Origin of the sequence: Halobiforma nitratireducens JCM 10879 (assembly GCF_000337895.1) — an archaeon.
Classification (GTDB): Archaea; Halobacteriota; Halobacteria; order Halobacteriales; family Natrialbaceae; genus Natronobacterium; species Natronobacterium nitratireducens.
Window position 1 is genome coordinate 1 of record NZ_AOMA01000011.1, and the last position, 26,089, is coordinate 26,089.

Annotated in this window: 23 protein-coding genes; 20 read left to right on the top strand and 3 right to left on the bottom strand. The window is 64.4% G+C overall.

What is annotated here, in order from left to right; genetic code table 11:
- The 5 genes from C446_RS01465 to C446_RS01485 form a co-directional block, all read left to right on the top strand.
- The coding region (locus C446_RS01465; RefSeq protein ID WP_006671273.1) for a SufD family Fe-S cluster assembly protein at nucleotides 1-766 on the top strand (766 nt) is incomplete at its 5' end.
- 259 nt (nucleotides 767-1,025) lie between these two features.
- A complete protein-coding gene (locus C446_RS19750; protein ID WP_239639439.1) occupies nucleotides 1,026-1,283 on the top strand; it encodes a hypothetical protein in 258 nt (85 codons plus the stop codon).
- A 234-nt stretch (nucleotides 1,284-1,517) separates the two neighbouring features.
- Nucleotides 1,518-2,711, top strand: a complete 1,194-nt coding sequence (locus C446_RS01475) for a threonine synthase (protein ID WP_006671275.1) — start codon at nucleotides 1,518-1,520, stop codon at nucleotides 2,709-2,711.
- A 151-nt stretch (nucleotides 2,712-2,862) separates the two neighbouring features.
- On the top strand, nucleotides 2,863-3,570 hold the full coding sequence (locus tag C446_RS01480; protein ID WP_006671276.1) for a phosphoglycerol geranylgeranyltransferase: 708 nt from the start codon (nucleotides 2,863-2,865) through the stop codon (nucleotides 3,568-3,570).
- Between the two features lie 81 nt (nucleotides 3,571-3,651).
- Nucleotides 3,652-4,299, top strand: coding sequence for a helix-turn-helix domain-containing protein (locus C446_RS01485; protein WP_006671277.1), 648 nt, complete (start codon nucleotides 3,652-3,654; stop codon nucleotides 4,297-4,299).
- A 27-nt stretch (nucleotides 4,300-4,326) separates the two neighbouring features.
- Here the strand turns inward: C446_RS01485 and C446_RS01490 are convergent, their stop codons facing one another.
- The gene (locus C446_RS01490) at nucleotides 4,327-5,154 is read right to left on the bottom strand and encodes an SIR2 family NAD-dependent protein deacylase (RefSeq protein WP_006671278.1); all 828 of its coding nucleotides are present in this window, start codon (nucleotides 5,152-5,154) and stop codon (nucleotides 4,327-4,329) included.
- A gap of 12 nt (nucleotides 5,155-5,166) precedes the next feature.
- Between C446_RS01490 and C446_RS20190 the strand changes: the two genes are divergently transcribed.
- From C446_RS20190 to aspS, 4 genes are all read left to right on the top strand, one after another.
- On the top strand, nucleotides 5,167-5,298 hold the full coding sequence (locus tag C446_RS20190) for a hypothetical protein (protein WP_275039891.1): 132 nt from the start codon (nucleotides 5,167-5,169) through the stop codon (nucleotides 5,296-5,298).
- 151 nt (nucleotides 5,299-5,449) lie between these two features.
- Nucleotides 5,450-6,817: a cytochrome P450 gene (locus C446_RS01495; RefSeq protein ID WP_006671279.1), complete on the top strand. Its 1,368-nt coding sequence runs from the start codon at nucleotides 5,450-5,452 to the stop codon at nucleotides 6,815-6,817.
- 78 nt (nucleotides 6,818-6,895) lie between these two features.
- Entirely contained in the window at nucleotides 6,896-8,128 is a 1,233-nt protein-coding gene (locus C446_RS01500) for an outer membrane protein assembly factor BamB family protein (RefSeq protein WP_006671280.1), read from the top strand.
- A gap of 168 nt (nucleotides 8,129-8,296) precedes the next feature.
- The gene (gene aspS / locus C446_RS01505; protein WP_006671281.1) at nucleotides 8,297-9,601 is read left to right on the top strand and encodes an aspartate--tRNA(Asn) ligase; all 1,305 of its coding nucleotides are present in this window, start codon (nucleotides 8,297-8,299) and stop codon (nucleotides 9,599-9,601) included.
- 184 nt (nucleotides 9,602-9,785) lie between these two features.
- On the opposite strand, the gene C446_RS01510 is transcribed toward aspS, so the two are convergent.
- Nucleotides 9,786-10,226: a hypothetical protein gene (locus C446_RS01510; RefSeq protein ID WP_006671282.1), complete on the bottom strand. Its 441-nt coding sequence runs from the start codon at nucleotides 10,224-10,226 to the stop codon at nucleotides 9,786-9,788.
- A gap of 154 nt (nucleotides 10,227-10,380) precedes the next feature.
- Here C446_RS01510 and C446_RS01515 point away from each other — a divergent pair, with 154 nt between their 5' ends.
- The 8 genes from C446_RS01515 to C446_RS01550 all read left to right on the top strand — a co-directional run bounded on the left by C446_RS01515 (nucleotide 10,381) and on the right by C446_RS01550 (nucleotide 22,590).
- Nucleotides 10,381-11,448: a zinc-dependent alcohol dehydrogenase family protein gene (locus C446_RS01515; RefSeq protein ID WP_006671283.1), complete on the top strand. Its 1,068-nt coding sequence runs from the start codon at nucleotides 10,381-10,383 to the stop codon at nucleotides 11,446-11,448.
- 63 nt (nucleotides 11,449-11,511) lie between these two features.
- Nucleotides 11,512-12,345 carry a pantoate kinase gene (locus tag C446_RS01520; RefSeq protein WP_006671284.1) on the top strand — a complete coding sequence of 278 codons (834 nt, stop codon included), beginning with the start codon at nucleotides 11,512-11,514 and terminating at the stop codon, nucleotides 12,343-12,345.
- Between the two features lie 316 nt (nucleotides 12,346-12,661).
- Nucleotides 12,662-15,565 (top strand): DUF1508 domain-containing protein, encoded by a 2,904-nt coding sequence (locus C446_RS01525; RefSeq protein ID WP_006671285.1) that lies wholly within the window; start codon nucleotides 12,662-12,664, stop codon nucleotides 15,563-15,565.
- Nucleotides 15,566-15,922: 357 nt separating this feature from the next.
- A complete protein-coding gene (locus C446_RS01530; protein ID WP_006671286.1) occupies nucleotides 15,923-16,699 on the top strand; it encodes a 4-phosphopantoate--beta-alanine ligase in 777 nt (258 codons plus the stop codon).
- Between the two features lie 506 nt (nucleotides 16,700-17,205).
- Nucleotides 17,206-18,225, top strand: a complete 1,020-nt coding sequence (locus C446_RS01535) for a double zinc ribbon domain-containing protein (RefSeq protein WP_006671287.1) — start codon at nucleotides 17,206-17,208, stop codon at nucleotides 18,223-18,225.
- 193 nt (nucleotides 18,226-18,418) lie between these two features.
- Complete coding sequence (locus tag C446_RS01540) at nucleotides 18,419-19,621, top strand: vWA domain-containing protein (RefSeq protein ID WP_006671288.1); 1,203 nt, start codon at nucleotides 18,419-18,421, stop codon at nucleotides 19,619-19,621.
- 70 nt (nucleotides 19,622-19,691) lie between these two features.
- Entirely contained in the window at nucleotides 19,692-20,966 is a 1,275-nt protein-coding gene (locus tag C446_RS01545; protein WP_006671289.1) for a protein kinase domain-containing protein, read from the top strand.
- Complete coding sequence (locus C446_RS01550; RefSeq protein ID WP_006671290.1) at nucleotides 20,953-22,590, top strand: protein phosphatase 2C domain-containing protein; 1,638 nt, start codon at nucleotides 20,953-20,955, stop codon at nucleotides 22,588-22,590. Before C446_RS01545 ends, C446_RS01550 begins: the two co-directional genes overlap by 14 nt.
- Before the next feature lie 71 nt (nucleotides 22,591-22,661).
- Here C446_RS01550 and C446_RS01555 read toward each other — a convergent pair whose 3' ends face one another.
- Nucleotides 22,662-24,053 carry a zinc ribbon domain-containing protein gene (locus C446_RS01555; protein ID WP_006671291.1) on the bottom strand — a complete coding sequence of 464 codons (1,392 nt, stop codon included), beginning with the start codon at nucleotides 24,051-24,053 and terminating at the stop codon, nucleotides 22,662-22,664.
- A 325-nt stretch (nucleotides 24,054-24,378) separates the two neighbouring features.
- Between C446_RS01555 and C446_RS01560 the strand changes: the two genes are divergently transcribed.
- From C446_RS01560 to C446_RS01570, 3 genes are all read left to right on the top strand, one after another.
- Nucleotides 24,379-24,576 carry a hypothetical protein gene (locus C446_RS01560; protein ID WP_006671292.1) on the top strand — a complete coding sequence of 66 codons (198 nt, stop codon included), beginning with the start codon at nucleotides 24,379-24,381 and terminating at the stop codon, nucleotides 24,574-24,576.
- A gap of 98 nt (nucleotides 24,577-24,674) precedes the next feature.
- On the top strand, nucleotides 24,675-25,040 hold the full coding sequence (locus C446_RS01565) for a hypothetical protein (protein WP_006671293.1): 366 nt from the start codon (nucleotides 24,675-24,677) through the stop codon (nucleotides 25,038-25,040).
- A 13-nt stretch (nucleotides 25,041-25,053) separates the two neighbouring features.
- On the top strand, nucleotides 25,054-26,034 hold the full coding sequence (locus C446_RS01570) for a tyrosine--tRNA ligase (protein WP_006671294.1): 981 nt from the start codon (nucleotides 25,054-25,056) through the stop codon (nucleotides 26,032-26,034).
- The last annotated feature ends 55 nt before the right edge of the window (nucleotides 26,035-26,089 follow it).

Below are 26,089 nucleotides of genomic sequence, written 5' to 3' on the forward strand. Positions count from 1 at the left end.
GGGGAGCCACACCCTCCACAGCGGTGGCGTCGAGGTCTTCGTCAAGGAAGACGCCCACGTCCAGTACTCCACGGTCCAAAACTGGTCGAAAAACACCTACAACCTCAACACCAAACGCGCTATCGCCGAGGAGAACGGGACGATGGAGTGGGTCTCGGGCTCGATGGGATCGAAAGCCACCATGCTCTACCCCAGCACCATCCTCAAAGGACGGGGCGCGACCGACACCCACATCACCATCGCCTTCGCCGGCGAGGACCAAGACATCGACACCGGCGCGAAGGTCTACCACAACGCACCCGACACGAGTTCGACTATCGAGTCCAAGTCGGTCGCCAAAGACGGCGGCCGCACGAACTACCGCGGGCTCGTCCACATCGCCGATGGTGCCGAGAACTCCTCGACTGCCGTGGAGTGTGACGCGCTGATGTTCGACAACGAGTCGACCAGCGACACCATGCCGTACATGGAGATCGAGGAGTCGAAAGTCGACGTCGCCCACGAGGCGACCGTCGGCAAGATCGGCGACGAAGACATCTTCCTGTCTCTTATACACATCTCTGANGACGTCGCCCACGAGGCGACCGTCGGCAAGATCGGCGACGAAGACATCTTCTATCTCCAGAGCCGCGGCCTGGACGACGACGACGCAAAGAAGATGATCGTCGCCGGCTTCATCGAACCAATCACGGAGGAACTGCCCATCGAATACGCCGTCGAACTCAACCGCCTCATCGAACTCGAGATGGAGGGAAGCCTCGGCTGATCGAGGAGATGAACGAGCGGAATTTACCCCATCGGGCGTGGTCGGACAGTCGATCGAACGGCCCCGGCGGCGTGACGCCGCCGAGGGAACCGATTCCGGGAGGCGGGAAGCCATGAGAAGCGAACCGGACACTGGGACGACACGGCTTCGGTGTTTCGGCTGCGGGTGCGAGTACGGCTATCTGGGCTCGAAACCGCACCCGGGTCGGTGCCCGTCGTGTGACTCGAGGTGCGTGTCGCCGGCCGGCGAACTCGTCGTCGTGGACGTCGAACAGTGGCAAAGCGCCGCCGGCCTCTCGAAAATCTGGGTCCACACGATCGACGAACGGGACCGCCGGTTCCGTTTCGAGGTCGCGGCGGCCGGGGACGAGGGGAAGGTGGTCGCCGTAATCGTCGAAGACACCGCGCTCGACCCAGCTCTTCACCCGTCACTCCGGCGTCTCCCCGCCGTCGTCTCGGAGGTAGTCGCTCACGTCGGTGTCTCCGACCTCGAGCCGCGGCGGACCTCGCCCGCGTGAGTTCGAGGGGCTGCAACCGACCGGCCCGTCGAGCACTGGCTGTTCGGGTGAGTGAGCCGTTTGCTACCGGTTATTGTCTTGGTCCCAGTTCCAGTCCCAGTTCCAGTCTCGGCTCCGATCCCGACCCCGCCGTATCTTCACCCTCGCGTTCGGCTCGGCCCCTCTTCCCCACCGAAACCGGCGAACCGAGACGCCGATGAACAATCATTAGTCTCGGGCCGCGAACACTCGCGTATGGAGACGACAGCCGCCTTCGCCGGCCTCGAGTGCGTCGACTGTGGAGCCGAGTTCGACGCCGCCGAGGAGAGCCACCGCTGTCCCGACTGCGGCGGGATTCTCGACCCGACCTACGACTACGACGCGATCGACCTCGACCGCGAGACCCTCGAGTCCAGATCGTTCGACTCGATGTGGCGCTACGAGGAACTGCTGCCGTTCCGTCGCGAAGCGGCAGTTACAATGGACGAGGGTGCGACGCCGCTGGTCGACTGTCCGGCCCTCGCCGACGAGATCGGGGTCGGACGCGTCCAGATCAAAGACGAGGGGCGGAACCCGACGAACACGTTCAAGGACCGCGGTCAGACGGTGGCGGTGACGGCCGCCACACAACACGGCGCGGACGAGGTCGTCCTCGCCTCGGCCGGCAACGCGGGGCAATCCGCGTCGGCCTACGCCGGTCGTGCGGGACTCGAGTCCAACGTCTACCTGCCGTCACGGGCCGGGTTCACGAACAAGGCGATGGTCAACGTCCACGGTGGCGACATGAACGTCGTCGGCGGCCGGATCGGCGACGCCGGCCGGGCTTACGAGGAAGCTCGCGAGGAACACGACGACTGGTACCCCCTTCAGACGTTCGTCACGCCGTACCGCCACGAAGGCAAGAAGACGATGCTCTACGAGGTCGTCGAACAACTCGAGTGGGAGACGCCGGATGCCATCGTCTACCCGACTGGCGGGGGCGTCGGTCTGATCGGGATGTACAAGGCTGCCACGGAGTACCGTGACCTCGGCCTGATCGACGACCTCCCCGGGATGTACGCCGCGCAGGCGTCGGGCTGTGATCCGATCGTCGAGGCCTTCGCGGACGGGAGAGACGAGCACGAGCCCGTCGAACACCCCGACACGATCTGTGGCGGTCTCGAGATTCCCGACCCCGGCGCGAGCCCGTGGATTCTCGAGGCGCTGCGGGAGACCGACGGCGGCGCGGTTTCGACGGACGATCCGGACATTCTGGAAGCGGGCGTTCAGGTGGCCAAACAGGAGGGGCTCGAGATGTGCCCCAGTTCGGCGGCTGCGGCGAGCGGCGCGTGGGAACTTGCGGAACGCGGCGAGTTCAGCGAGGACGATACGGTCGTGATTCTCAATACCGGAGCGGGCAACAAAGAGGCGGACGTGTTGCGAAGTCACCTGATGAGCCAGGGCGTCTGATCGATCACACCCGGAAGGGGAAACCGAGAGACGAGCCCGATCGACCGGCTCGTAAACCGGCGCTCCCGACACCGCTGGTCCGTCGGTTACTGCCGCGAGGACGCGGCGCGCATTCGTAGCGTTTTTGCCGCCTGTCGGGAAACGGGGGGGTATGACTACCTCTACCCCCTGGGATGACTGGGACCATATCCTCAAGATCGACCCGGACAAGGAACTCCCCGACGGCGTCACCTACGGTGATCTCTGTGCGACCGGCACCGACGCCATCGAGATCGGCGGGACGATGGGTATCACCGAGGAGAACACCGCCGCCGTCATCGAGGCCTGCGCCGAACACGACGTGCCGCTCTATCAGGAGCCGTCTAGTCCCGACGTCGTCCTCGAGGCCGAGGAACTCGACGGCTACCTCGTCCCGACCGTCTTCAACGCCGGCTCCCCGTTCTGGATCACCGGTGCACACAAGGAGTGGGTCCGACTCGACGACGAGTACGACTGGGAACGGACGACCACGGAGGCGTACATCGTCATGAACCCCGAGGCCGACGTGGCGACCTACACTGAAGCCGACTGTGATCTCGAGACCGACGACGTCGCCGCCTACGCCGAGATCGCCGAGCGCATGTTCGGCCAGGAGATCGTCTACCTCGAGTACTCCGGCATGCTGGGCGACGAGCGGATCGTCAGAGCGGCAGACGAGGCCACCGACGAGGCCACGCTGTTCTACGGCGGCGGGATTCACGACTACGATTCGGCGTACTCGATGGCCCAGTACGCGGACGTCGTCGTCGTCGGCGACCTCGCCCACGACGAGGGTGTCGACGCCGTTCGGGAAACCGTCGAGGGAGCTTCCGACGCGTAACCGTTGGAATTAGGGACTGTCGCGGCTGAAAAAGGTCGATTGGCCTAAACTGTTTTGCGTCTCCGCACTCCACCGGGGGATATGGGTGTCCTCGTCGAGTTCGACGCGGTCTCGAGAAGGCTCGTTCTCGGGCCCACACTCGAGACGCTGCCGTCGCTCGAGGTTCGTCTCGAGCGCCAGTACGCCGTCGACCCGAGCCACCCGATCGCGTTCTGCTGGGTCCAATGTGGGGACGCCGGTCGACTCGAGCGGACCCTCGACGGCGACGGGACGGTAGACGTGTACCAGCGCGTCGGTCGGGGACCGGACCGATCGTTGTATCGAATTCGGCGGAGCGGGTCGGGAGTCGTCGACGCGTATCGGCGGTGGGTCGTGGCAGGTGGGGAACTGCTCGAGTCTCGGGGCACTGAGGGTTGCTGGCGGTTCGAGATGCGGTTCCCGGATCGGACGTCGTTCGCCCGTTATCACGATTTTCTCGAGGAGGAAGGCGTCGAACTCACGTTACACAGAATCGCCGACGACGATCCGGCAGGAAGTGAAAACGAGCTGCTGACCGACTCACAGTACGAAGCACTCGCTGTCGCGTTCGAATCGGGCTTTTTCGAGGTTCCACGGGATGCGGACCTCTCGGAGCTCGCCACGGAACTCGGTATTTCGAATCAGGCTGTCAGCGAGCGATTGCGCCGTGCTCAATCGCGACTGGTCGAAAAGCACGTCGCATCGAACTGACCGGGGTAGCGACTCGGACTGGTACGCTCACTCGAGTCGGTCACGGTCCGCGAGCAGCGACTGTAGCCGTGGTAGCGCATCCGTGACGTCGACGTGACTGACTGCGTCGGCAACGCCGTCGACCGGCGTCGACTCGAGATTGACGATCCCGATCGTCGCACCGGTAGTGGCGGCCTCGCGCGGCAGCGACGCGGCGGGTTCGACGACCAGTGAGGAGCCGATCCCGAGGAAGATGTCGCTCTCGGCCGTGAGGGAGCGTGCCCGCTGGATGACCGCCCCCGAGAGCTGCTCACCGAAGAGGACGACATCTGGCTTGTAGATACCGCCACAGTCGCAGGTCGGCGGCAACTCGCCGTCGGCAGCGCGCTCGAAGATCGGGTCGCCCTCGCGTCGGGTTCCGCAGTCGGTACACCGGACACGGCGGGCGTTCCCGTGGAGCTCGAGGATCGGAGTCTCGTCGTCGAGGGCGTCGGCCGCGTCGCCGTGTAATCCGTCGGTGTTCTGCGTGAGGACGGCGTCGAGGTAGCCGTCCCGCCCCAGTTCGGCGAGAGCCTCGTGGCCGGCGTTCGGTTCGTAGTCGTCGCCGAACAGCGCTCGCTGCAACTCGATGCGGTCTTCCCAGAACCCCGCGGGGTCGCTCCGAAAGCGGCCGTAGGTGAACTGGCCCTCGTCGAAGTGGTCCCAGACGCCGTCGTCGCCGCGGAACGTCGGCACACCGGACGGGGCCGAGATGCCGGCACCGGTCAGCGCGACGACAGTCGCGTCGCGATCGATCTCGGCTGCGAGTCGCTCGAGGGCGGCGTGTTCGCCGTCCTCGGACCCGAAGCCACTGTCCGGATCGTCCGTATCGGCCATATCGATACGTCGGTGCGGAGAGACAAAAGCGCCCAGGGAGCGACCGTCCGTCTCCACGCCGTCTCACGGATCAAGCGTCACTGCGCCGACGCCGCGTCGGGTGGGGCCGGTCACCTCGAGCGCTCGATCCGGGACGGTTGCTGAGAGGCGCGTTCGACCCGGCGTCGGACCAGCGGTTCGGTATCGACGCGATCGTCGTGATCGATATCACGCCACGGTTTTCAGCGTCCCGAAATACGTGCGGCTGGCACGATTGGATACAGCGGTAAATGGCCGGGCGTTGTAGACCGAGAATATGAGCGATGCAGCCTCGACGCCCGACGACCGCCCGCCCGGACCCGACGGGCTGCCGCTGCTCGGTACCCAACTGGCCTTCCTGCGCGATCCGTACGGGTTCATGACTCGGATGGCTCGGGAGTACGGAGATATTGCGTACTGGGAGGACCCGACGGGGCCGGTCTACCAGCTCAACCACCCGGAGCACATCGAGCAGGTACTGGTCCAGAACAACGAAAACTACATCAAAGGCGACCGGTTCCAGCACGTTCTCCGTCCGATCACTGGCAACGGCATTCTGAACAGCGAGGGCGCGGTCTGGCGACGGAATCGCCACCGGATTCAGCCCGCGTTCCGGCCGGCTCGAATCCGGGAGTACGCGACGATGATGACCGACTTCGCCGAGGAGAACCTCGAGGACTGGGAGGACGGCGAGACCCGGCTCGTCCACGAAGACATGATGGAAGTGACGCTGCGGATCGTCGCGCGTGCGCTGTTCGGTACCGACATCGACGACCACGTCGATACCGTCGGCGAGGCACTAGCTGAGTTCATGGCGGCGACCGAGAACCTGCCGCATCTGATTCTTCCTGAAAGAGTGCCCACACCGGCCAGACGACGGATTCGACGAGCACGGGAGGAACTCGACGAAGTCGTCTACGGCCTGATCGAACGGCGCAAGCAGCATCCGACGGATCGAGATGTCATCTCGAAATTGCTCGAGGGCGACGGGGACAGAGACGGGAACGGCAACGGGCCCGGAGAAACCGCCATGTCCCCGGACCAGATCCGCGACGAAGTCGTCACCCTCCTGCTTGCCGGCCACGAGACGACGGCACTCTCGCTGACGCTGACGTTCTATCTCCTCTCGAAGAATCCGCGGGTAGAGCAGCGACTGGTCGAGGAACTCGAAGACGTCCTCGACAGCGAGCCGCCGACGATGGACGACCTGCCGGCGCTGACCTACACTGAAAAGGTGATCAAAGAGTCGATGCGGCTCTATCCCCCCGTCCCGGGCATCGTCCGTGAACCCGTCAAGCCCGACATCATCGGCGGCTACGAAATCTCACCCGGAGCGACCCTCCGCATGCACCAGTGGGTCGTCCACCGCGATCCGCGCTGGTACGACGACCCCCTCGCCTTCCGACCGGCACGGTGGACCGACGAGATGGAGGACGACCTGCCGAAACTCGCTTACTTTCCTTTCGCCGCGGGCCCGCGGCGCTGTATCGGTGACCGGTTCGCGATGCTCGAGGCACGGCTCCTGCTGGCGACCGTCTACCAGCGGTACCACCTCGAGCTCGTCCCCGGGACCGAGCTGAACCTGCGGGCGACGATCACCGCGCGGCCGAAAGACGAGATTCCGATGACGGTGTACGAGCGGTGAGAGGACCCGATCGACGACGGGTCTCAACGGCCACGTACTTTCCAGAAGACATTTGACGAATATCTATTATTTTCTCGTATGCCCTCCCTCAGCAGGCGTCGGCTGCTCGCCGTTCTGGGCGTCGGCGCGGCCGGTGTCGCCACCGCCTACTCGCGGCGTCGCGACGGCCCCGACTGTCCGGAGTACGTCGAACCGCTCCGGGAGTACACCAGGTTCAGCATGAGCGGCTGGTCGCGTCCCGTGGTCGACGACGGGACGTATTTCGTCGCCGCCGGAACCGGCGTCACTCGCATGAACCCGTCCCCGAGGATGCTCCGACTGCTCGCGCTCGAGGCCGACGGTGAGCCGGTGTGGGTAGCACGGCGGGAACTCGACGGTGGGATCGGCGTGCCACGAGTCACCGACGATTACGTGTTCGCGTCGACCGGCGAAAGCAGGGTGTTCGCTCTCGATCGGGAAACCGGCCGCTCGCAGTGGACGTTCGATAGCGGCGGCGAAAGTACGAGTTCGGAGACGGTCGTTCACGACGACATCGTGATCGCCGGCGTGTACGGGTCGACCCGCGACGCCGTCGACGGACCGTTCGGGCTGGTCGGACTCGCAACCGCCGATGGGTCGATCGAGTGGACACGCGACCTCAAGTTCCGGCTCACGAGAGGTTTAGCCACGGTGGACGGGACGGTCGTCGCAGCGACTCAGGCCGGCCGTGTCGTCGGCGTCGACCCGGAGACCGGCGACGAGTTGTGGGTAACGACGGTAGAAGGACAGATCGATGGCGGCGACAGACCGATCGCGTTCGACGGGCGAGCGTGGGTGCCCCGCAAAGACGGGGCGGTGGTCGGTATCGACCCGGAAACGGGCGCGACTGTCGATCGGGTCTCGCCCGAGTGCGGAGCGGACGACGACAACGACGACGGGTTCCAGCAGGCCTTACGGGTGATCGAGGACCTGTTGCTGGTCGGCCACCGTGACGGAACGGTTACCGCTCACGGGGGAGACGGTGCGGAGCGATGGCGGTACGACGGTGCCGCTCGGGCGGCCGGATTTGCCGGGCTCGAGGACGGAGGCGGAAACCGACTAGCCGTTCTCGACCAGCGCGGTGTCTACACCGAACTCGACGCCGACACCGGCGATCGCTACCGCGAACTGCTGGTGGTCGACGGGATCGGCGACGATCGGTGCGGGCTTCGGCCCTCACCTGAATCGTTCACCGGACTCGCCACGATGCCGGCAGCGTGGACGCCGTCGATTGCCGTTACAGGGCGGCGAGGGGTACACGTCTATCACCTCCCAGCACGAGAGCGGGAGTGAGAGAGGCGACGAGCGCAACTGCTCAGAAGACGGCACCGCTCGAGCGCGTCCGATAGCCCCTCTCCAGGGACCTCGGGCGGCCGATCTCGATCGTCGGTTTTCGGTCGCCGGCGGACCTGTCGAGGCAGAACGGTTGCGCTTAAGTTTCGGCTACGTGAATCGGGAGGTATGCAGGACAGAACCTACACTGAAAACGCCGAGCCGGGCGACGAGGTTACCGTCGCCGGGTGGGTCCACGAGATCCGCGACCTCGGCGGTATCGCCTTCCTGATCCTCCGTGACACGACTGGCAAGATTCAGATCAAGTTCGAGAAAGACGAGATGGACGACGAACTCGTCGAAACCGGGCTCGACGTCGCTCGCGAGAGCGTCATCCGCGTCTCCGGCAGCGTCGAGGAGGAGCCGCGCGCGCCGACGGGCGTCGAGGTCACGCCCGAGGAACTCGAGGTCGTCTCCGAGGCCGACCCCGAACTGCCGCTGGACCCGTCGGGCAAGGTCGACGCCGACCTCTCGACCCGACTCGACAACCGCACCCTCGACCTGCGCAAGGACGAGGTGCAGGCCGTCTTCGAGATCCGCGCCGAGATTCTGCGTGCGGTCCGAGAACAGTTCCGCGAGTTCCACTGTACCGAGATCAACACGCCGAAGATCGTCGCCACTGGGACCGAGGGCGGCACCGAGCTGTTCCCGATCACCTACTTCGGCGAGGAAGCGTTCATGAACCAGTCCCCGCAGCTGTTCAAGCAGCTGATCGCGGGCTCGAACGTCGAACGCGTCTTCGAGATCGGCCCCATCTTCCGCGCCGAAGAGCACAACACGCCCCGGCACTTGAACGAGGCAACCTCGATCGACTTCGAGGGTGCGTTCTGTGACGCCCACGACGCGATGGACGTCGCGGAAGGCATCGTCAAGGCGGCCTACGAAGCGGTCACCGAAAACTGCAGCGAGGAACTCGAGACGCTTGGCCTCGAAGACGAGTTCGAGGTCCCCGACGGCGACTTCCCACGGCTCACCTACGAGGAGGCCATCGAGCGCATCAACGCGACGGGCGAACTCGACGAACAGCTGGTCTGGGGTGACGACCTCCCGACGGAAGCCGAGAAAGCACTGGGTGACGACGTCGGCGGCCACTACTTCATCACGGAGTGGCCAAGCGAGATCAAGCCGTTCTACATCAAGGACACCGACGACGACGAGACGCTGTCGACCGGCTTCGACCTGATGCACCCGCGCATGGAACTGGTCTCGGGAGGCCAGCGCGAACACCGCCACGAGCATCTCATCGAAGGCTTCGAGCAGCAGGGGCTTGACCCCGACCAGTTCGAGTACTACACGAAGATGTTCAAGTACGGCATGCCGCCCCACGCCGGCTTCGGTCTCGGCGGCGAGCGTCTGATCATGACGATCCTCGGACTGGACAACATCCGAGAGGCTGTTCTCTTCCCGCGGGATCGCCAGAGACTGAGCCCGTAGGGCTCGCCACGGATCAGCAACGGGAGTACGCGCCGCGTCGGCGGTTGCGTGTCGGGCGAACCTGAGGCGGCTGACCCGTTTCGTTTCGTTTTTGCATCGCTCCCGGCACGATCCCGGTTCGGGCTCGTCGACTTTTCCCCTCGCTATCGGCGTGGATGTGCTCGAGTCCGGATTTGAACCGTGCTCACCGACAGTACGACCAGTCCCGGGGCTGCTGGGTCTCGTCTGTCCGGTCCGTGGCGTCGCGTTCTCGTTTGCCGTCGACAGCCGAATCGGGGAAACACGACTCGCTGCAGTAGTGTCGCTCGATGCTCGCCGGACCGTCGGCAAAGCGCCAACTGAGCCGGTAGTCCGTCGGTTCGATCGTCGTGCCGCAGGCAGCACAGGTATCGCGTGCGATGTCGAGAGCGGGACGGTCGGGCGAGCCGACGCCGGTCAGCCCGTCACCGCGGCTCGAGCAGGACGCCGACCCGGAACTGGAAGCAGGGGTGGAAGTGGAGTCGGTATCACCGTCGATGTCGGCGTCGGTGTCGGTGTCGGTGTCGGTATCCCTATCGCTGCTCGAAGCCGCCGACAACGCCGTGTAGGAGGACTCAACTGCGGGCGGATCGCCGCTGGATGGCATACTCGTACGTCCACGATCGGCTACAAATACGCTTCCCTGACATTCAGCGACTGACGAGAATCCGACGTGGGTGAACGATCGGCCGTATCGGCTCCGGCCACACTGTGAGGGAACCGACAATCACGCTTAACTCGGCGTCGTCCGACCGCTACGTATGCGCGCAGCAGTTCTCGAGGCGTACGGCGAGCCGCTGTCGATCGAGTCCGTCGACGATCCCGACCTCGAACCGCACGGCATCGTCGTCGACGTCGAGGCCTGTGGCATCTGTCGCAGCGACTGGCACGCCTGGCAGGGACACGGCGAGTGGGCCGACGATCGGGTGCCGATCGGACAGATACTCGGTCACGAGCCCGCCGGTCGCGTCGTCCGTACGGGTGATCGAGTCGACTCGCTGGAGACCGGCGACCGGGTCGCAATCCCGTTCAACCTCGGTGAAGGGTCCTGTCGGCACTGTCGAAACGGCCACGGAAACGTCTGCCTCGACGGGTACGCGCTCGGATTCGAGCCGGACGTTCCGGGCGCGTTCGCCGAGCGAGTGCACGTCCCGCACGCGGAGTACAACGTGGCGACGCTTCCGGAAGGAGTGTCCGCGACCGACGCGGCCGCACTCGGGTGTCGGTACGTGACGGCGTTTCACGCGCTCGCTCACCGCGCCGACGTCCGCCCCGGGGACTGGGTCGCGGTCCACGGCTGCGGCGGTCTCGGGCTCGCAGCGGTCCAGATCGCCTCGGCACTCGGCGGCCGGGTGGTCGCGGTCGACGTTCGGGACGAGCCGCTCTCGATGGCCACGGACCTGGGTGCCGAGGAGACGGTGCGAGCCGACCGAACCGATGTCCCGAACGCGATCCGCCGCTCGACCGACGGCGGTGCTCACGTCTCCGTCGACGCGCTCGGACGCGCCGAAACCTGTCGTACCAGTCTCGAATGTCTCCGAGCCCGCGGGACCCACGTTCAGGTCGGGCTGACGACCGACGCCGAACGTGGCGAAGTGTCGCTGCCGATCGACGAGATCACGCGCTGGGACGTGTCGTTCGTCGGCTCGCGGGGAATGCCACCCTCGAAGTACGGCGAGTTACTCGGGATGATCGACGCCGGCCGGCTCGATCCCTCCCAACTGGTAACTCGAGAGGTCGGCCTCGCGGACGTGTCGGATCGACTCGCTGCGATGACGAGCTACGAAACGCGTGGAATCGAGGTCGTGACAGAGCTTTCCGGATCGTGAAGCGACGGCGGCGCAACCTCGAAATCTTCAACGTTTTACCGTTCGGGACGAAACGGCGGGGTAATGCGCGACGAGGCGACAGCGTTCGTCCCCGGACACATTACGGGCTTTTTCAGCGCCCACTCCCACGACGATCCCACGAAGGCGGGCTCTCGAGGGGCCGGACTCACGCTCACCGACGGCGTCGAGGTACGGGTCGAACCCGCGAGCGCAAGCGAGTCGACGGTCGTCCTGGACGGTGAGGAGATCGAAATCGAGCCGGTCGAGACGGTGCTCGAGACGCTCGACGCGCCTGCACGGGTCGAGGCGGAATCTGACCTGCCCCTGGGCGCTGGCTTCGGCATCTCGGGGGCGATGGCACTCGGGACGGCACTGGCCACGAACCGCGTCTTCCAGCGCCAGCTCTCGACGAACGAACTGGTGACCATCGCCCACGGTGCCGAGGTGCAGGCAGGAACGGGGCTGGGCGACGTCGTCGCCCAGGCTCACGGCGGGATTCCGATCCGGCTCGAGCCGGGCGGACCACAGGACAACAAGCTCGACTCGATCCCTGCTCGAGCCCGAGTCGAGTACGTCTCCTTCGGGGAGCTGTCGACGACGGAGGTGCTGTCGGGTGACACCGACCAACTGACCGAGGCGGGTCGAACTGCCCTCTCCCGGGTCGTCGAAGAGCCGACGCTGCTCTCTTTCATGTATGCGTCGCGGCTGTTCGCCCGCGAAACGGGGTTGTTGACCGACCGCGTTGCGGAAACTATCGCCGACGTGGCAGACGAGGACGGACAGGCGTCGATGGCGATGCTCGGCGAGACGGTCTTCGCGCTTGGCACCGGACTCTCCGACGCTGGGTACGACCCGTCGGTCTGTGCGACCCATCCCGCGGGCGGAGTACTCAAGTAGCGCGGACCTGACGGATTCCGAACATTCTCGACAGCAATCAGGGATTTTGACGTAACGTTTTTCTAGTTATATACTTATTCTGCCGTTCTTATAAGGGAGTTTATTTTTTGACCGGTGGTAACTGACGACGATAATTGTGCAACCACCACACAACGTCGCCGAGGCAGTCGGTTTCGATCATCCGTGCTGTAGTGGTTGAACACACCCGTCTAACAGAGGTGACTCTTCAGAATACGTTACAGCATATACATAATATAATGGACTCATGGCCGAAGGTTTATTGTAGTACGTCATAGTTATGCGCCCGAGTTTAGGAATGTCAGTCGCAAGCGAGATTCACCAGAGCTTATATCGGCTCTACGAGCACTACGTTGGGGAACCGGACTCGGGGAAGGACGTATACGGCTACTGGCTGTTCATTCTCGGCTACATCATCGGTGCCGCGGGGATCGTCGCGTTCATCATCGGCTACGGTGGCAGCATCGCCGAGGAGATGCTGATCCGCATCTCCGGCGTCGCGGCGTCTACCGGACTCGCGCTCTGTCTGTTCGGGATCGGACTGATGCTCCCGATGCGAAAGCGCGGGGTTCAGGCGAGCGTGGTCGGGCTGTTGGTTTCGTTGGTCGGTGTCGTACTGTACGGGTACGTGTACCCGAGTGACTGGCGTCATCGGGGGGCTGGATACGACGTGGAAGTGATCGCGGTCTATGCCGCAGGAATCGCGATCATCGCGGGCGTTGCGGCGCTCGTTCCCGTCCTTACGGGGCGGAAAGGGATGTTCGTCGAGGAAGAAGGAACGAGCGAGGACCCGCCGATCCTCACCGGCGACGCGCTCACGGACGCGCAGTTCGCCGTCTTCCGGGACGAGCACGGCGATTGGAAGTGGAACGTGCTTCACCGCGAGGCGCTTGCAACGAGCAACGATAGCGCGGTCACGCGCCCGGAGGCTCGCGAGGGAATCGAACGAGTCAAGTCCCAGATCAGTTCGGCCGGGCTGATGGAGCTGACGACCTCGGCGTTCCGACTGTACGAGGATCGAGACGGGACCTGGCAGTGGACGCTCGCACGCGACGACGGGAGCGTCGTCGCTAACTGTGGGCGTGAGTTCGACCGCCGGGACGGTGCCGAAAAGTCAGTGAGCTTCCTGAAAGATCGTGGCCCCGAGGCCGACGTCATCGAGATCGAGGGTGCCGCGTTCACCTACGCCGAGGAACGTGGCAAGTGGTACTGGCAACTGGTCGACGACGATCACAACCAGCTCGCTGGCCACGAATCCGGGTTCACCGATCAGGACGCTGCGGAGTCGGCGGCCCGAACCTTCGCCGAACGAGTCGACGACGCGCGACTGCTCGACATCGAGCATCTGGGCGTCGAACTCTACGAGGAGGACGCCGATCAGTGGACCTGGCGGTTCGTCGACGACGCGGACGACATCATCGCGGACGCCGTCGCCAGCTACGACAGTCGACGCGAGGCCGAGGACGCAGCGGACGCGTTGCTTCCCGGTTTCGAGTCGGCGTCGGTAACCGTCGCCGGGGAGCCGACTTACGAGCTGTACGAGTCGGGCGAACACTGGCACTGGCGGCTCGTCGACGCCGGCGAGGATATCGTCGCCCGCGGACCTGACGGCGTAGTGAATCACGATCGGATCGAGTGGGAGACGAAACAGTTCGACGCGAGCGCGAGCGACGCCGACGTCATCGAGATCGACGAGGCGGAGTACGAAGTGTACCCATCGGCGGCTGCCGGTGGAACCGGGGACGACTCGGACGACCTGCCGGCACGAGTCGAGGAACCTGCAGCGACCGACGGTGGGACCGAAGTTTCCTTCGACGAGGACGAGGCCGCCGATGGGCGCGACTGGCACTGGCGGCTCGTCACCGAAGACCGCGAGGTCGTCGCGGCAAGCACCGAACCTCACACCGACTCCGAAGCGGCTGCCGCCGCGATCGAGCGGGTCCGCGAGCAGGCGAGTGAAGCCGACCTGATCGAGTTCGAACACGCCGCGTTCCAGGTCTACGAGGCCGACTCCGGCGAGTGGCGCTGGCGGCTCATCGACGAAGACGGCAACGTCCTGGCCGACAGCGGCGAGGAGCACACGACCCGCAGCGAAGCCGCCGAGGCGATGATGACGCTGAAAGAGCAGGCCCCCGATGCCGAACTGCTCGAGATCGACACCGCCGCGTTCGAACTGTTCGTCAACGAGGACGACGAGTGGGGCTGGCGGCTCATCGACGAGGCCGGAAAGCTGGTCGCGGAAGACCCGTCGACCCATCCGACCCGCGGGGCCGCTCGCGACGCGATGAACCGTCTGCTCGACCACCTCGATTCCGACGTGCGAACGATGGATCGGGCCGCGTTCCAGACGTACGCCGCCGAGGACTGGCACTGGCGGTTCGTCCTGCCATCCGGCGACATCGTCGCAGTCGACGACGAGTCGTATCCGACGCGGGACGCGCTGGTCGACGACCTCGAGTCGATCCGGCGGGACGCGACCGACGCACACCGTTCGACGATCGGCGACGCCACGGTTCAGCTCTACCGTAACGGCGACTGGACGTGGCGGCTCCTCGATCGGGACCGCGAGGAGATCGCGGACGCGACGGTTACCTACGAGGACCGCGAGGCCGCGGTCGCACACGTCGACGACTGTCAGGCCCACGCCGCCGAAGCACCGATCTTCACCATCGAGGACGCGGCGATCCGCCTCGACGAAAGCGAAGGCAGCTGGCGCTGGGAACTGGTCGACGACGAGCGGACGGTACTCGCACACGGCGAGACCGAGGCCGACAGCAAGGACGCGGCGATCGATCGGATCGACGAGGTCAAGAAACTCGCTCCGATGGCCGGCCGCGTCGACTTCGATGTCGCCTCGTTCGAACTCGTTGCCGACGAGGACGACCGCTGGCGCTGGCGGCTGATCGACGAGGACGGGTACCCCGTCGCGAGTGGGACCGAAACCTACGACTCGAGCGAGGCCGCCCGCTCGGCCTTGGACGACGCCCGCGAGTTGATCGAGCGTGCGAGTATCCTCGAGATCGACAGCGTCTCGTTCGAGCTCCACACCGACGAGGACGGCTGGGTGTGGCGGCTGGTCGACGAGTTCGGCTCGACGATGGCCGAGAGTACCCAGACCTACGAGAACCGTACCGAGGCTCGCGAGGCGATGAACGCGGTGAAGTCTCACGCGCCCGACGGCTGGATCACGTTCACCGAGTAAGCGTCGACTCCGGAGAACAGCACCATCGAACGACAGATTCGGACACGCCGTTTTTTTGCGGCCGGACGTGGCGGTTGCACCGATCCTGACCAGGGACGGTAGCAGTCAACTGTGAGGGAACGACGGTGACAGTTGACGGCCGAGGCTGCGTCGCGGGGTTCACAGCCGGTACGAGGCGAATGCCACGGGGGTCGACCCCGAGGCAGTTGACATCGGGTGTTGTGCTCGATGTCGGAACGGGCAGCCGACTGATTTCCGGTCGGGTGAAACCTACCGAAACGAGAAACTGGTTGCCGCTACCGGTGTCTCCGTCGGCATATCGGTCGGTTTTTTATTACACGTCTCCAGTCATCGTTCGTGAGCGATTACGACACCGTCTCGGCCGACGTCGAACACGAGGAGGAGATCCCGGAGGACCATCCCAGATACCAGGATCTGCTCACTCGCCACCGGATCGAGAAAGGCGTCGAAAACGGAATCACACACCTCCAGGGGATGCACGCCGAGGGGCGTGGCAGCGCGTTCGATTATCTGCTCGGTGAGGAGACGATTCCGACCGCCGACGACGCCGAACGAGCCGCGGCAGCCCACCTCCTGTTGGCCGATCACCCCGTCCTCTCGATCAACGGTAACGTCGCGGCGCTGGTTCCCGGCGAGATGGCCACGCTTGCCGACGTCGTCGACGCCGACCTCGAGGTCAACCTGTTCAATCGCACGCCGGAACGGATGGAAACCATCGCCGAACACCTGCGCGAACACGGAGCCACGGACGTGAAGGGGCTCGAGGCCGACGCACGCATTCCGAACCTCGACCATCAGCGCGCGAAAGTCGACGAAGACGGGATTTACGCGGCCGACGTCGTCCTCGTCCCTCTCGAGGACGGCGACCGTGCGGAGGCCCTGGAGGGGATGGGCAAGACCGAGATCGTGATCGACCTCAACCCGCTCTCGCGGTCGCCACAGGTCGCGGACGTGCCGATCGTCGACAACATCATCCGTGCGATACCGAACGTGACTGACCACGCCCGGGAACTGGCCGATGCCGACGAGAAGCGGCTCCGGGAGATCGTCGACGAGTTCGATCGTGAGACAGCACTCGAGGCGGCTGAAGAACGGATTCGAAACGGGTTCTGACCGGGTCGCCTGTCACCCTGCCGGCCGGGACGACGCCGTTTGCACCACTGGGAGCGGTGCTCGATTGCTGTCGGTGGCCACGGAACAGCGCATTACACGCTCTTTCATCGAATCGACATATATGTCCAGTCGGTAAAACCGGGGCTCGAGAACGTGTCAACACTGGACATGTAGGGTCGACTGCCCGCCACCTACAGTCGAGGTCACGTCCGTCGATGTCGACGAGACGTGCTGGAACCGCGAGCGGTTCTTCGCAGTGACGGCCCGTCATTACTCGAGAGCTGGACCTGCCACACCGGGCCAGAGAGCGGGTGGCACGCTAGATCGGGTTCCTTCGAGCTCGCCCCGGAAATGTGTGTATTGTGACGTGACCTGTGGGTCGAGCGCGGTCGGGTGGGAGTAACTCGGCCACGCAGTGCTGTCTCGAGTGGGGTTGATTTATGTCATTCGTCCATACATTTTTCCATAGTTTTTTCTATAGTGAATTAGAAACTATCCGGAACGACATGCCAGAACAAACAAACCTCGAGTGTGTTTCGTGTGACACCTCGTTCGAACCGGGACCGAACGGCGGCTTTTGCCCGAGCTGTGACACGCCGCACCCGGACTACGCGGGTGGCGACGGAGATGGGGGCGAGGAAACGACTGAAGACGACTCCGAGTCGGCCGGTGAGGACGAACCCGAGGACGTAGTCGACGAAGCGGAAACGGACGAGAGCCAGGTCGACGACGACTCCGGGTCGGACGAACAGGAGGAACCGGCCGAGGAAAGTGAGTCGGACGACGAGTCCGTCGACGACGAACCCGAAGAAGGGGCCGCCGAACCGGAACCGGAACCGGAACCGGAGACGGAGGAAGACGACGCTGGCGAAGACCAACTGGAAGAAACCACCGACGAACCCGCCGGAGACGAGAGCGGGGTCGACGGCGACTCCGACACGGACCAGGCTGGCGAACCAGCGACAGTCGAGGACGACTCCGCGGCCGACGAAGACGCCGACGAAACCTGTCACGCGTGTGGCGCGGCGGTCGACGCGTCGATGGCGTTCTGCCCCGAGTGTGGAGCCGAACTCGAGGACGACGACGAGTCGGCGCTCACTGCCTGTCCGAGCTGTGAAAACGCGGTCGACGACGAGTCGTACTGTCCCAGCTGTGGGCTGCATCTCGACCCGATCCGGGAAGGCGAGGAGTCCGCCGAGAGTGTGTCTACGCCGGACGTTCCCGAGGAAGCCACGCTCGTCATCAACGGCGAGGAGTACACCTTCGGCGACGGCGACACGTTCGGCCGGCAGGACGGGGAGTGGCTCGAGGACCTCGTCGAAGCGAGCGGTGGTCGCGACGAGGTGACCTACGTCTCGAGCGAACACCTCGAGTTCGCCGTCGAGGACGACGGCATCTACGTGGTCGACGTCAGTACGAACGGGACCAAACACAACGGAACGGAGATCGACGGCGCGTCGGCGAAACTCGAGGACGGAGACACGCTCGAACTCGCCGACCGTGCGGAACTCGAAGTGACCCTCTAGGAGACGAGGGGGCTGGACCGGACCGGACACGCGGTCCGACTCCGACCACTGGCAACTCGATGCGGTTGGCGGGCGGCGAGTGGCGAGTGGCGAGCCGTACGGACCGGGAGCAGTCCGTCGGCCGTTCGGTCCCGTTCCGCTGTATCGCACAGTCACTCGAATCGGACGACGAACACACGACCCAACTGATCACATGACGACGACAATCTCACAGACGGTAAACAGGCCGTACGTACCCGAACAAGGAGGCGGCATCTCCTGCGAGTTCGTCATCGAGCCGGAGGGAAGCGACGAGACTGCCGAACGCCACATCTCGATGTGCGTCGACAGCAGCGGCTCGATGGGCTACGGGAAGATGCGCCAGGTCCGCGACGCGGCGGAGCTGGTCTTTGGCCTGCTGAACGACGACGACTATCTGAGCATCGTGACCTTCGACAACGAAGTCGAAGTGGTAATGGACGCGACCCGCTGGGGCGATATCGACCGCGAGGAAGTCCAGGAGCGTCTGGATGCAGTCGATACCCGGGGTGGCACCGACATCTACGCCGGCGTCGAGACCGCAAAGAAGACGCTGCGAGAACTCCCCGAGGGCAACCAGATATCGAAGCGAATCCTGCTGCTGTCGGACGGCCGGGACCTCAATCGAAAGTCACCGGAGTTCGAGCCACTGGCGAAGGCAGTCGCCGATGGAGGCATCTCCATCTATTCTGCGGGTATCGGGACCAACTACGATCAGGACATCATCCGCACGCTGGGCGAACACTCCCAGGGACGGTGGACCCACGTGGACAAACCGGTCGACATCAGGTCCTTCTTCGGCGACGTCGTCGAGGAGGCCTCGACCGTGGTCGCGAACAACCCGCGGCTGGTGATCGATCCGATCCCCGGCTGTGAAATCGCGGAAGCGTACCGGCGTCGGCCACAGGTCCAGCAGGTCGACCTCGAGTACGACGGTGACTCCGTCGTCGTTCGACTGCCGGACCTCCAGAACCACGAAAACCAGAAGATCGTCCTGAAGATGGACGCGCCGGGTCACGACGTCGGAACGACGGAAGCGATCGCCGACGTCGAGCTACAGGGACTCTCCGAGACCGTCTCGACGGCCGTCGAGGTCAGTTACACCGACGACGAGGAGAAACTCGCCCAGAAGCAATCCGACACGTTCCTCGCTTACCGCGACACGAAGATTCGGAGCCAACTCGCACAGGCCGACTCGGAAGACGACCTCGAGGAGGTCAAAGAGCTGATCGACGAGACCGAGATCATCACCGAAGACACGTCGGTCGTCGACGACCTGCGACAGGACGTGACCCGGATCGAAGGTGGCGACGAGGAGAAAGTCCGCAAGGTACAGGAGAACACGACAGTCGTCTACGACGGCAGTCGCTTCGACTGACGATGCGCTCCCGACAGCATCGAACCGGTCGGTCGAACGAACGTCGACGTGAGACGGCCCAGTTCGTCACATGACCGAGTGGGAAACCGGAACCACACTCGCGGATCGGTACACCCTCCGCGAGGAACTCGGCAAAGGCGGGTTCGGCGTCGTCTGGGCGGCGAAAGACAGCGATCGAGACCGACTCGTCGCGCTGAAACACCCCAACTACGGCGGCCAGGCACCCGACGACCTCGTCGACAAGTACTTCGAGCGCGAGCGGGACGTCCTCGAGGACATCCGTGAGGCAGGGGGCCATCCGAACATCATGGCCTATCACGGCCAGGCGCGTGCGAACGGGACGGCGTTTCTGGACATCGAGTTGATCGACGGTGACGAACTCGGTGCAGTCGTCGAGAACGAGGATCCGATCGGTGATCCCGACGAAGTTCGTGAGATCGGTATCGGAATCTGTGACGCGATTTCGTTCCTGCACGATCACGACATCATCTACCGGGACCTCAAACCCGACAACATCATGATTGACGGCGCTCGCGAGCCGAAGATCATCGACTTCACCACGGCCAAGGGGTTCGTCCCCGAACGGGGCGGGCCCCAGTTTACGACCGGTGAGGGCGAGAGTTCCTCTTCGGGCGGCGATTCGACCGTCCCTGGTGAGTTCAAACCGCCGGAACTGAACCGTGGCTCAGAACAGCGACAGGGGCCCTGGAGCGACGTCTACTCGATCGGGAAGATTCTCTGTTACCTCCTCGTCGGCTGGGTCCCGAAGGATCACGGCGTTTCGCCGGCGGAGTTTGGCGTCGAGAGCGACGACTACCTGAACGAAATCGTCGAGACGGCGACCCAACACGACCGGTCGGATCGGTACCCGAACGCGTCGGTGTTACGGCGCGCCCTGGAGGACCGGGACGCGACGATGCCGACCCAGGCGGCGATCACCTGGCTCGGCCGCGACGAACAGTGGACGATCAGCCCCGGAGACACTATCGGACGGCGGACCGAAGACGGTCCGCGGCCGTCGCTGATGCTCTCTGACGACCGGCACAAGGCACTATCGGCAGTCCACTGCCGGTTCGACGTGGACGACGACGGCAACTGGGCCGTGATCGACACCAGCCTCAACGGGACCTACATCAGCAAACACGACGAACGGAACTGGCGCTTCCTGCTCTCGGAAGCCGGACAACAGCGCCAGCAACAGGCCGGCGAGTCGGTCCCCGACGACGTCGAGACTCGGGCCCGTCTGGAAGCCGGCGACACCATCGCACTGGTCAGTCCGAGCTATCCGGAGCGATTCTACTTCCAGTTTAGCACGCAACACACAGATACCAATGGAACACGCTAGTACAGTCGACATCGGCGAACGAAAACGACGGAGTGGCGGCATCAACGAGGACAGTATCGCGACGGCGGTGCTCGAGAACCACCACCGATCGGAGAGCCGACCGGTGGGTATCTTCGTTCTCGGTGACGGCGTCGGCGGCGAAGCGAGCGGGGACGTCGCTTCCTTCCTGGCGACGACCGTGGTCCGCAAGCGACTCACGGATACACTGCTGGGCGACGGGACCGACCTGCTGGAGCGATTCGAGATCGACGCCTACGACGGCCCGCCGCCGACCGCCGGGGAACGCACTGGGTCCGCGCTGTCGCCCCGGCGCATCCGAACGGCCATCCAGGAGGCGGTCGACGACGCCCACCAGCAGATTCAGGAGTACGCCCGCGAAATCGACGGACGACCCGCGACCACGCTCGTCGTCGGCGTCTACGTCGACGGCCGACTCCACTACGGCTGGGTCGGTGACAGCCGTCTCTACCTCGTCAACGCACGCCACGAGGAGATTCAGCAGCTCACGACGGATCATGCAGTCACCAACGAGATGCTCGAGCGAGGCGAAATCGACGACGAGGTCGGTGCGCGCGTCCACAGGCGGAACACGGCGATCACGAGCGCCATCGGCGGCTCGCCACACGGGAAGCCGACGGTCGACGTCGAGTTCGGCTCCGTCGATGTCTACCAGGACGATATCTTCCTGTTGACCAGTGACGGTCTGATCGACGCCTATCCCGACGTCGCGCCCCTTCGTGCCGAGTACGAACAGGCCGACGATGCGGACACAGACGACGTCCGCGAAGAGATCCTCGAGACCCTGGTCACCGACGACGAGATCAGGGATATCGTCCTCGAGGCCGCGGACCTCCAGGCGGGCGTCGAGGAACTGATCGCGTTTGCCAACGACCGGGGCGGGAAAGACAACCTCTCGGTCGCGCTCGCTCGGGACCCCGGCGCTGCCCCCACACCGGAGACGATCGCGGACAGGCCCTCCGCGACCGAACCCAACGACCTGACCGACCAGGAGACGGTCATCGAGACGCCGGAATCGGACCTCGACTCCGGGGCTGGAGACGATTCCGATCCGGTATCGAACCGGACCGCGACCGAGCCCCACGAGTCGGCGTCGTCCCCCGATGTCGTCTCGGCGACCGGGCCGGAACTGGCTACTGCAGCGATCAAGATCGCGGGGACGGACACGATCTACGAGATCGTCGACGGCGTCACGATCGGCCGAGACGACGACGAGGCCGAGGGTGCTGGACCGAACATCTGTCTCGTCGTCGAAGACGACACCGTCGAACGACACCACGCCCGAGTCGAACGCAACGAGGACGGCGACTGGTGGCTCCGCGATACCAGCGACGCCGGCACGTTCGTGGAGGACGACGACGAGTGGATTCGTCTCTGCTCGACGGACGAGACGAGCGACGACGAGACGCACGACTCCGACGACGGGTTCGTCGATGACGGCCCCGAAGCACACCGGCTTCGAGACGGCACGACGTTCACGCTCGAGGACCCACGGGAGACGGATCCGATCGCGTTTCGTTTCTTCGGCGGCGTCGAACTGGCCCAGGGGTCGACGGACGAAGACGCAGCGACGAACGACGGGTTCCTCGACCGGTTCCGCTCGTAGTCGGGCCGGACGGTCGCCTCGGGGGAGTCCGCACAACTGGTTTCGACGGAAAATTCGGTGTTTGGCGACGGTTAGAGTTCACACCCACAGAGCGGGCAGAAGGTGTACGCGCCGTCGGACGGAATCTCCTCACCGCAATCGGGACACGCCTCCGCAGGATCGGCGTCCCCGTCGTACTCGCCGAAGTCGTCGGCGAAGATACGCGTATCGGACGCGAACTCTTCGGTAGAGCCGACCTCGGCTGCCTCCTCCGTCTCTCCCGTCCCTCCCTGGCCGTGCGAGGCGGAGACGGCTGCCGGCTGGCTCTCGGTCCCCTCCTGTTTGTCCTGTTTGGATTCGCGCTCGTGGTCCGGCGGATCGCTGGTGTGCTCGCTCGAGTCGTCCTCGCGTTCACTATCACTATCACTATCACTATCACTATCACTATCACTATCACTATCACTATCACTATCACTATCACTATCACTATCACTATCACTATCACTATCACTATCACTATCACTATCACTGTCGCTCGAGGCACTGTCGTTGGCGTCAGCGGATCGGCGCGAGGACGACCCGCGGTCGGAGGGGCTCGAGGGGACGACCGGCTGTTTCCGTCGCGACCGTCTGTTGACGCTCGCAGCACTGCTCGGCGACCGATCCGATGTCGTTGCAACGTTCCCGGACCCGTCTGTCGACCGCTGGGCCGCCGACTCGGACGCGCGAGTGTCGCCCTCGCCGCTTCGGATCGACGAGACGACGTTGGTGATTCGATCGCCGAGCGACGGGGAGTCCGACATTTCGCGGTCCGTCTGCAGTAGCGTGAGCCCGTAAACGACCGTCACCAGCAGCGGAACGGCGACGAGAAACGCCCGGTCGAACGGTATGCCGGTTTCGACGACGGCGGCGGGCAAGAGCTGCCTGAGCGACTCCACGCCCACGACGGAGTGGCCGCTCGCGAGGGCGGCGACGGCTGCGAGGGCGGGCAGTCCCGTGATCGCACCGACGAGCATGGACGCCTGGACCTGGCTCCCCTGCAGCGATCCGACGGCGATCGTTCGGAACGCGAGTGCGTGTGCCGCGACCACGACGAGGACGAACGCCCACAGCGGAAGCGCCAGCGACTGGGTCGTCGCCACCACGTAGCCGACTGGAACGACGATACCGACTGCCGGGACGGCAACCATCGATAGCGGGTCCACGTCCTCGAATCGTGACTCGAGGATGCGCCGGTGGCCGACCACCGCGAGCGCGCCCCCGGAGACGATCACGAGCCCAGTAACGATCGCCACGGCGATCCGTCCGACTTCGAGGATACTCGCGCTGGCCCCCGCGAGTTCGCCCACCGCCTGTACCATACTGTGAACGGCCGCACCGAGAAGCAGTACGGCCACTGTCGCCAGTATCGAGAGGACGACGGCGGTCACCTCGAGGACGGCAAGAACGCCGTGGTCGTACGCCGATCTATTCAGCAATCCCATACTATACTAATCGTCAAATATAACGTAAATAAGTAGCGGTCAGTTCAAGCGTCGTAACGGTCTGGACTGTCGTAAATGGTCGTTCGGGACAACGATCAGCAACACGACAGGTGGTCAGCTGGGTCTCCCCCCGTCGTCAACGACGGGATTCTCTCCTCGGCAACGATTTCCACACTGATCGCCGATCCGTCTGGCGAGCAGGTGCGTACTGACTTGCAGTGACTAGAGACCGGCGGCCAAAACCGTAACCTCGAGCGCGACAGGCAGGTGTCGTCCCACCCGGTCGTCCCAACGATTATTTTCCGCGGACTCGAACACCGAGTCGATGACATCGCTCGAGCCACCGTGTCTGCGATCGGAACACGCCTCCAAGGGAGCGGCCGAAGGAGCGAAACTGGGCGGCAAAGTCGGTAAAGTCGCGGGTCCCGCTGGCGGTGCGGTCGGTGCCGGCGTCGGTGCGGCGACGGGCTACCTGGCGGGGACGGCCAGAGACCGCGTCGAGTCCGTGTTGAAGCCGTTTTGAGGTCGGTCGCTAGCGGCGAAAGCCGGGGCCATCGATGTCACCCGCCGTCGGGGATGACACCGCGAGTCTAACTGTGGCACTCCCCTGGAGACGCCACCATGACGGCCGGTACCGAACGAACGCTCTACGACGCTCCAGTGACGAACGTCTGTCAGGGCCAGGGCTCCTTTCGAATCTCCGTCAACTTCCCCGGTTGCTCTCTCCCGATCACGACGATCACGGCCACGGCTATGGCCCCTCACGGCGGTCGTCGAGTCATTTTCGAACCGGACACGCTGACCCCGATGCATCCCAACCGAAACGAAGAGATCGTCTCCTGGGTCCCGGACGGCGTCCGCTTCGACGAGCGGGAGCAGGGGCTGGTCGTCGGAGGCGATGATAGTGGCGTCGGCCGGAGCCGTCCCAACAGAGAGAGTCTGTCCCATTCCGGGCGTCGTTCGCAAAGGCATAAATCCGTCCGTTGATACCACTCGAGTGATGGATACCTACGACCTGATCACGCGAAACGCCGAGGAGGTCGTCACCGAGGAGGAGGTGCGCGAACTGGCCGACGATCCCGACGGGAAGCGGGTCTACGTCGGCTACGAGCCCTCCGGCGTACTCCACCTCGGGCACCTGCTGACGGCGAACAAGCTCATCGATCTCCAGGAGGCCGGCATGGAGGTGGTCGTCCTGCTGGCCGACGTCCACGCCTACCTCAACGACAAGGGCACCTTCGAGGAAATTCGCGAGACGGCCGAACAGATGAAAGCCCAGTTCATCGCGTACGGCCTCGAAGAGGAGAACACGGAGTTCGTCTACGGCTCGGAGTTCCAACTCGACGAGGAGTACACCCTCGATCTGCAGGAACTGCAGGTGTCGACGACCCTCAACCGCGCCCAGCGAGCGATGGCCGAGATTCAGGGCGGCGAGACCGCGAAGGTCAGCCACGTCGTCTACCCGCTGATGCAGACGCTCGACATCGAGTACCTCGATCTCGACCTGGCCGTCGGCGGACTCGATCAGCGGAAGGTCCACATGCTCGCCCGCGAAGAGCTTCCAGAACTGGGCTACGACGTTCGGCCCGCGCTACACACTCCTATCGTCGCCGATCTGACCAGCGGCGAAGGCAAAATGTCCTCGAGCGAGGGCGTCACGATCTCGATGGAAGACTCCACCGAGGACCTCGAGGAGAAGGTCAACTCGGCGTTCTGTCCCCCGACGCGGGACCCCGAGGACGACCTCGAGAACCCCGTGCTCGAACTGTTCGAGTACCACGTCTTCCCACGGTTCGACGAAATCGTCGTCGAACGACCGGAACAGTACGGCGGCGACCTCACCTACGAGGAGTACGAATCGCTGGCCACGGACCTCGAGTCCGGCGAGCTCCATCCAGCGGACGCCAAGGGGACGCTGGCGACGTACCTCGACGAACTGATCGCGCCAGGCCGAAAGAAGCTACGAGAGATTCGCGACTGAGCGCGGCTGGACCGAAAACCGTTTGACACTCCCATCAGTTCGATCATTCAATAGC

Coding starts and splice junctions, on each gene's coding strand:
- C446_RS01475 (WP_006671275.1), top strand. CDS start 1,518: ATGGAGACGACAGCCGCCTTCGCCGGCCTCGAGTGCGTCGACTGTGGA.
- C446_RS01480 (WP_006671276.1), top strand. CDS start 2,863: ATGACTACCTCTACCCCCTGGGATGACTGGGACCATATCCTCAAGATC.
- C446_RS01485 (WP_006671277.1), top strand. CDS start 3,652: ATGGGTGTCCTCGTCGAGTTCGACGCGGTCTCGAGAAGGCTCGTTCTC.
- C446_RS01490 (WP_006671278.1), bottom strand. CDS start 5,154: ATGGCCGATACGGACGATCCGGACAGTGGCTTCGGGTCCGAGGACGGC.
- C446_RS01495 (WP_006671279.1), top strand. CDS start 5,450: ATGAGCGATGCAGCCTCGACGCCCGACGACCGCCCGCCCGGACCCGAC.
- C446_RS01500 (WP_006671280.1), top strand. CDS start 6,896: ATGCCCTCCCTCAGCAGGCGTCGGCTGCTCGCCGTTCTGGGCGTCGGC.
- aspS (WP_006671281.1), top strand. CDS start 8,297: ATGCAGGACAGAACCTACACTGAAAACGCCGAGCCGGGCGACGAGGTT.
- C446_RS01510 (WP_006671282.1), bottom strand. CDS start 10,226: ATGCCATCCAGCGGCGATCCGCCCGCAGTTGAGTCCTCCTACACGGCG.
- C446_RS01515 (WP_006671283.1), top strand. CDS start 10,381: ATGCGCGCAGCAGTTCTCGAGGCGTACGGCGAGCCGCTGTCGATCGAG.
- C446_RS01520 (WP_006671284.1), top strand. CDS start 11,512: ATGCGCGACGAGGCGACAGCGTTCGTCCCCGGACACATTACGGGCTTT.
- C446_RS01525 (WP_006671285.1), top strand. CDS start 12,662: ATGTCAGTCGCAAGCGAGATTCACCAGAGCTTATATCGGCTCTACGAG.
- C446_RS01535 (WP_006671287.1), top strand. CDS start 17,206: ATGCCAGAACAAACAAACCTCGAGTGTGTTTCGTGTGACACCTCGTTC.
- C446_RS01540 (WP_006671288.1), top strand. CDS start 18,419: ATGACGACGACAATCTCACAGACGGTAAACAGGCCGTACGTACCCGAA.
- C446_RS01545 (WP_006671289.1), top strand. CDS start 19,692: ATGACCGAGTGGGAAACCGGAACCACACTCGCGGATCGGTACACCCTC.
- C446_RS01550 (WP_006671290.1), top strand. CDS start 20,953: ATGGAACACGCTAGTACAGTCGACATCGGCGAACGAAAACGACGGAGT.
- C446_RS01555 (WP_006671291.1), bottom strand. CDS start 24,053: ATGGGATTGCTGAATAGATCGGCGTACGACCACGGCGTTCTTGCCGTC.
- C446_RS01560 (WP_006671292.1), top strand. CDS start 24,379: ATGACATCGCTCGAGCCACCGTGTCTGCGATCGGAACACGCCTCCAAG.
- C446_RS01565 (WP_006671293.1), top strand. CDS start 24,675: ATGACGGCCGGTACCGAACGAACGCTCTACGACGCTCCAGTGACGAAC.
- C446_RS01570 (WP_006671294.1), top strand. CDS start 25,054: ATGGATACCTACGACCTGATCACGCGAAACGCCGAGGAGGTCGTCACC.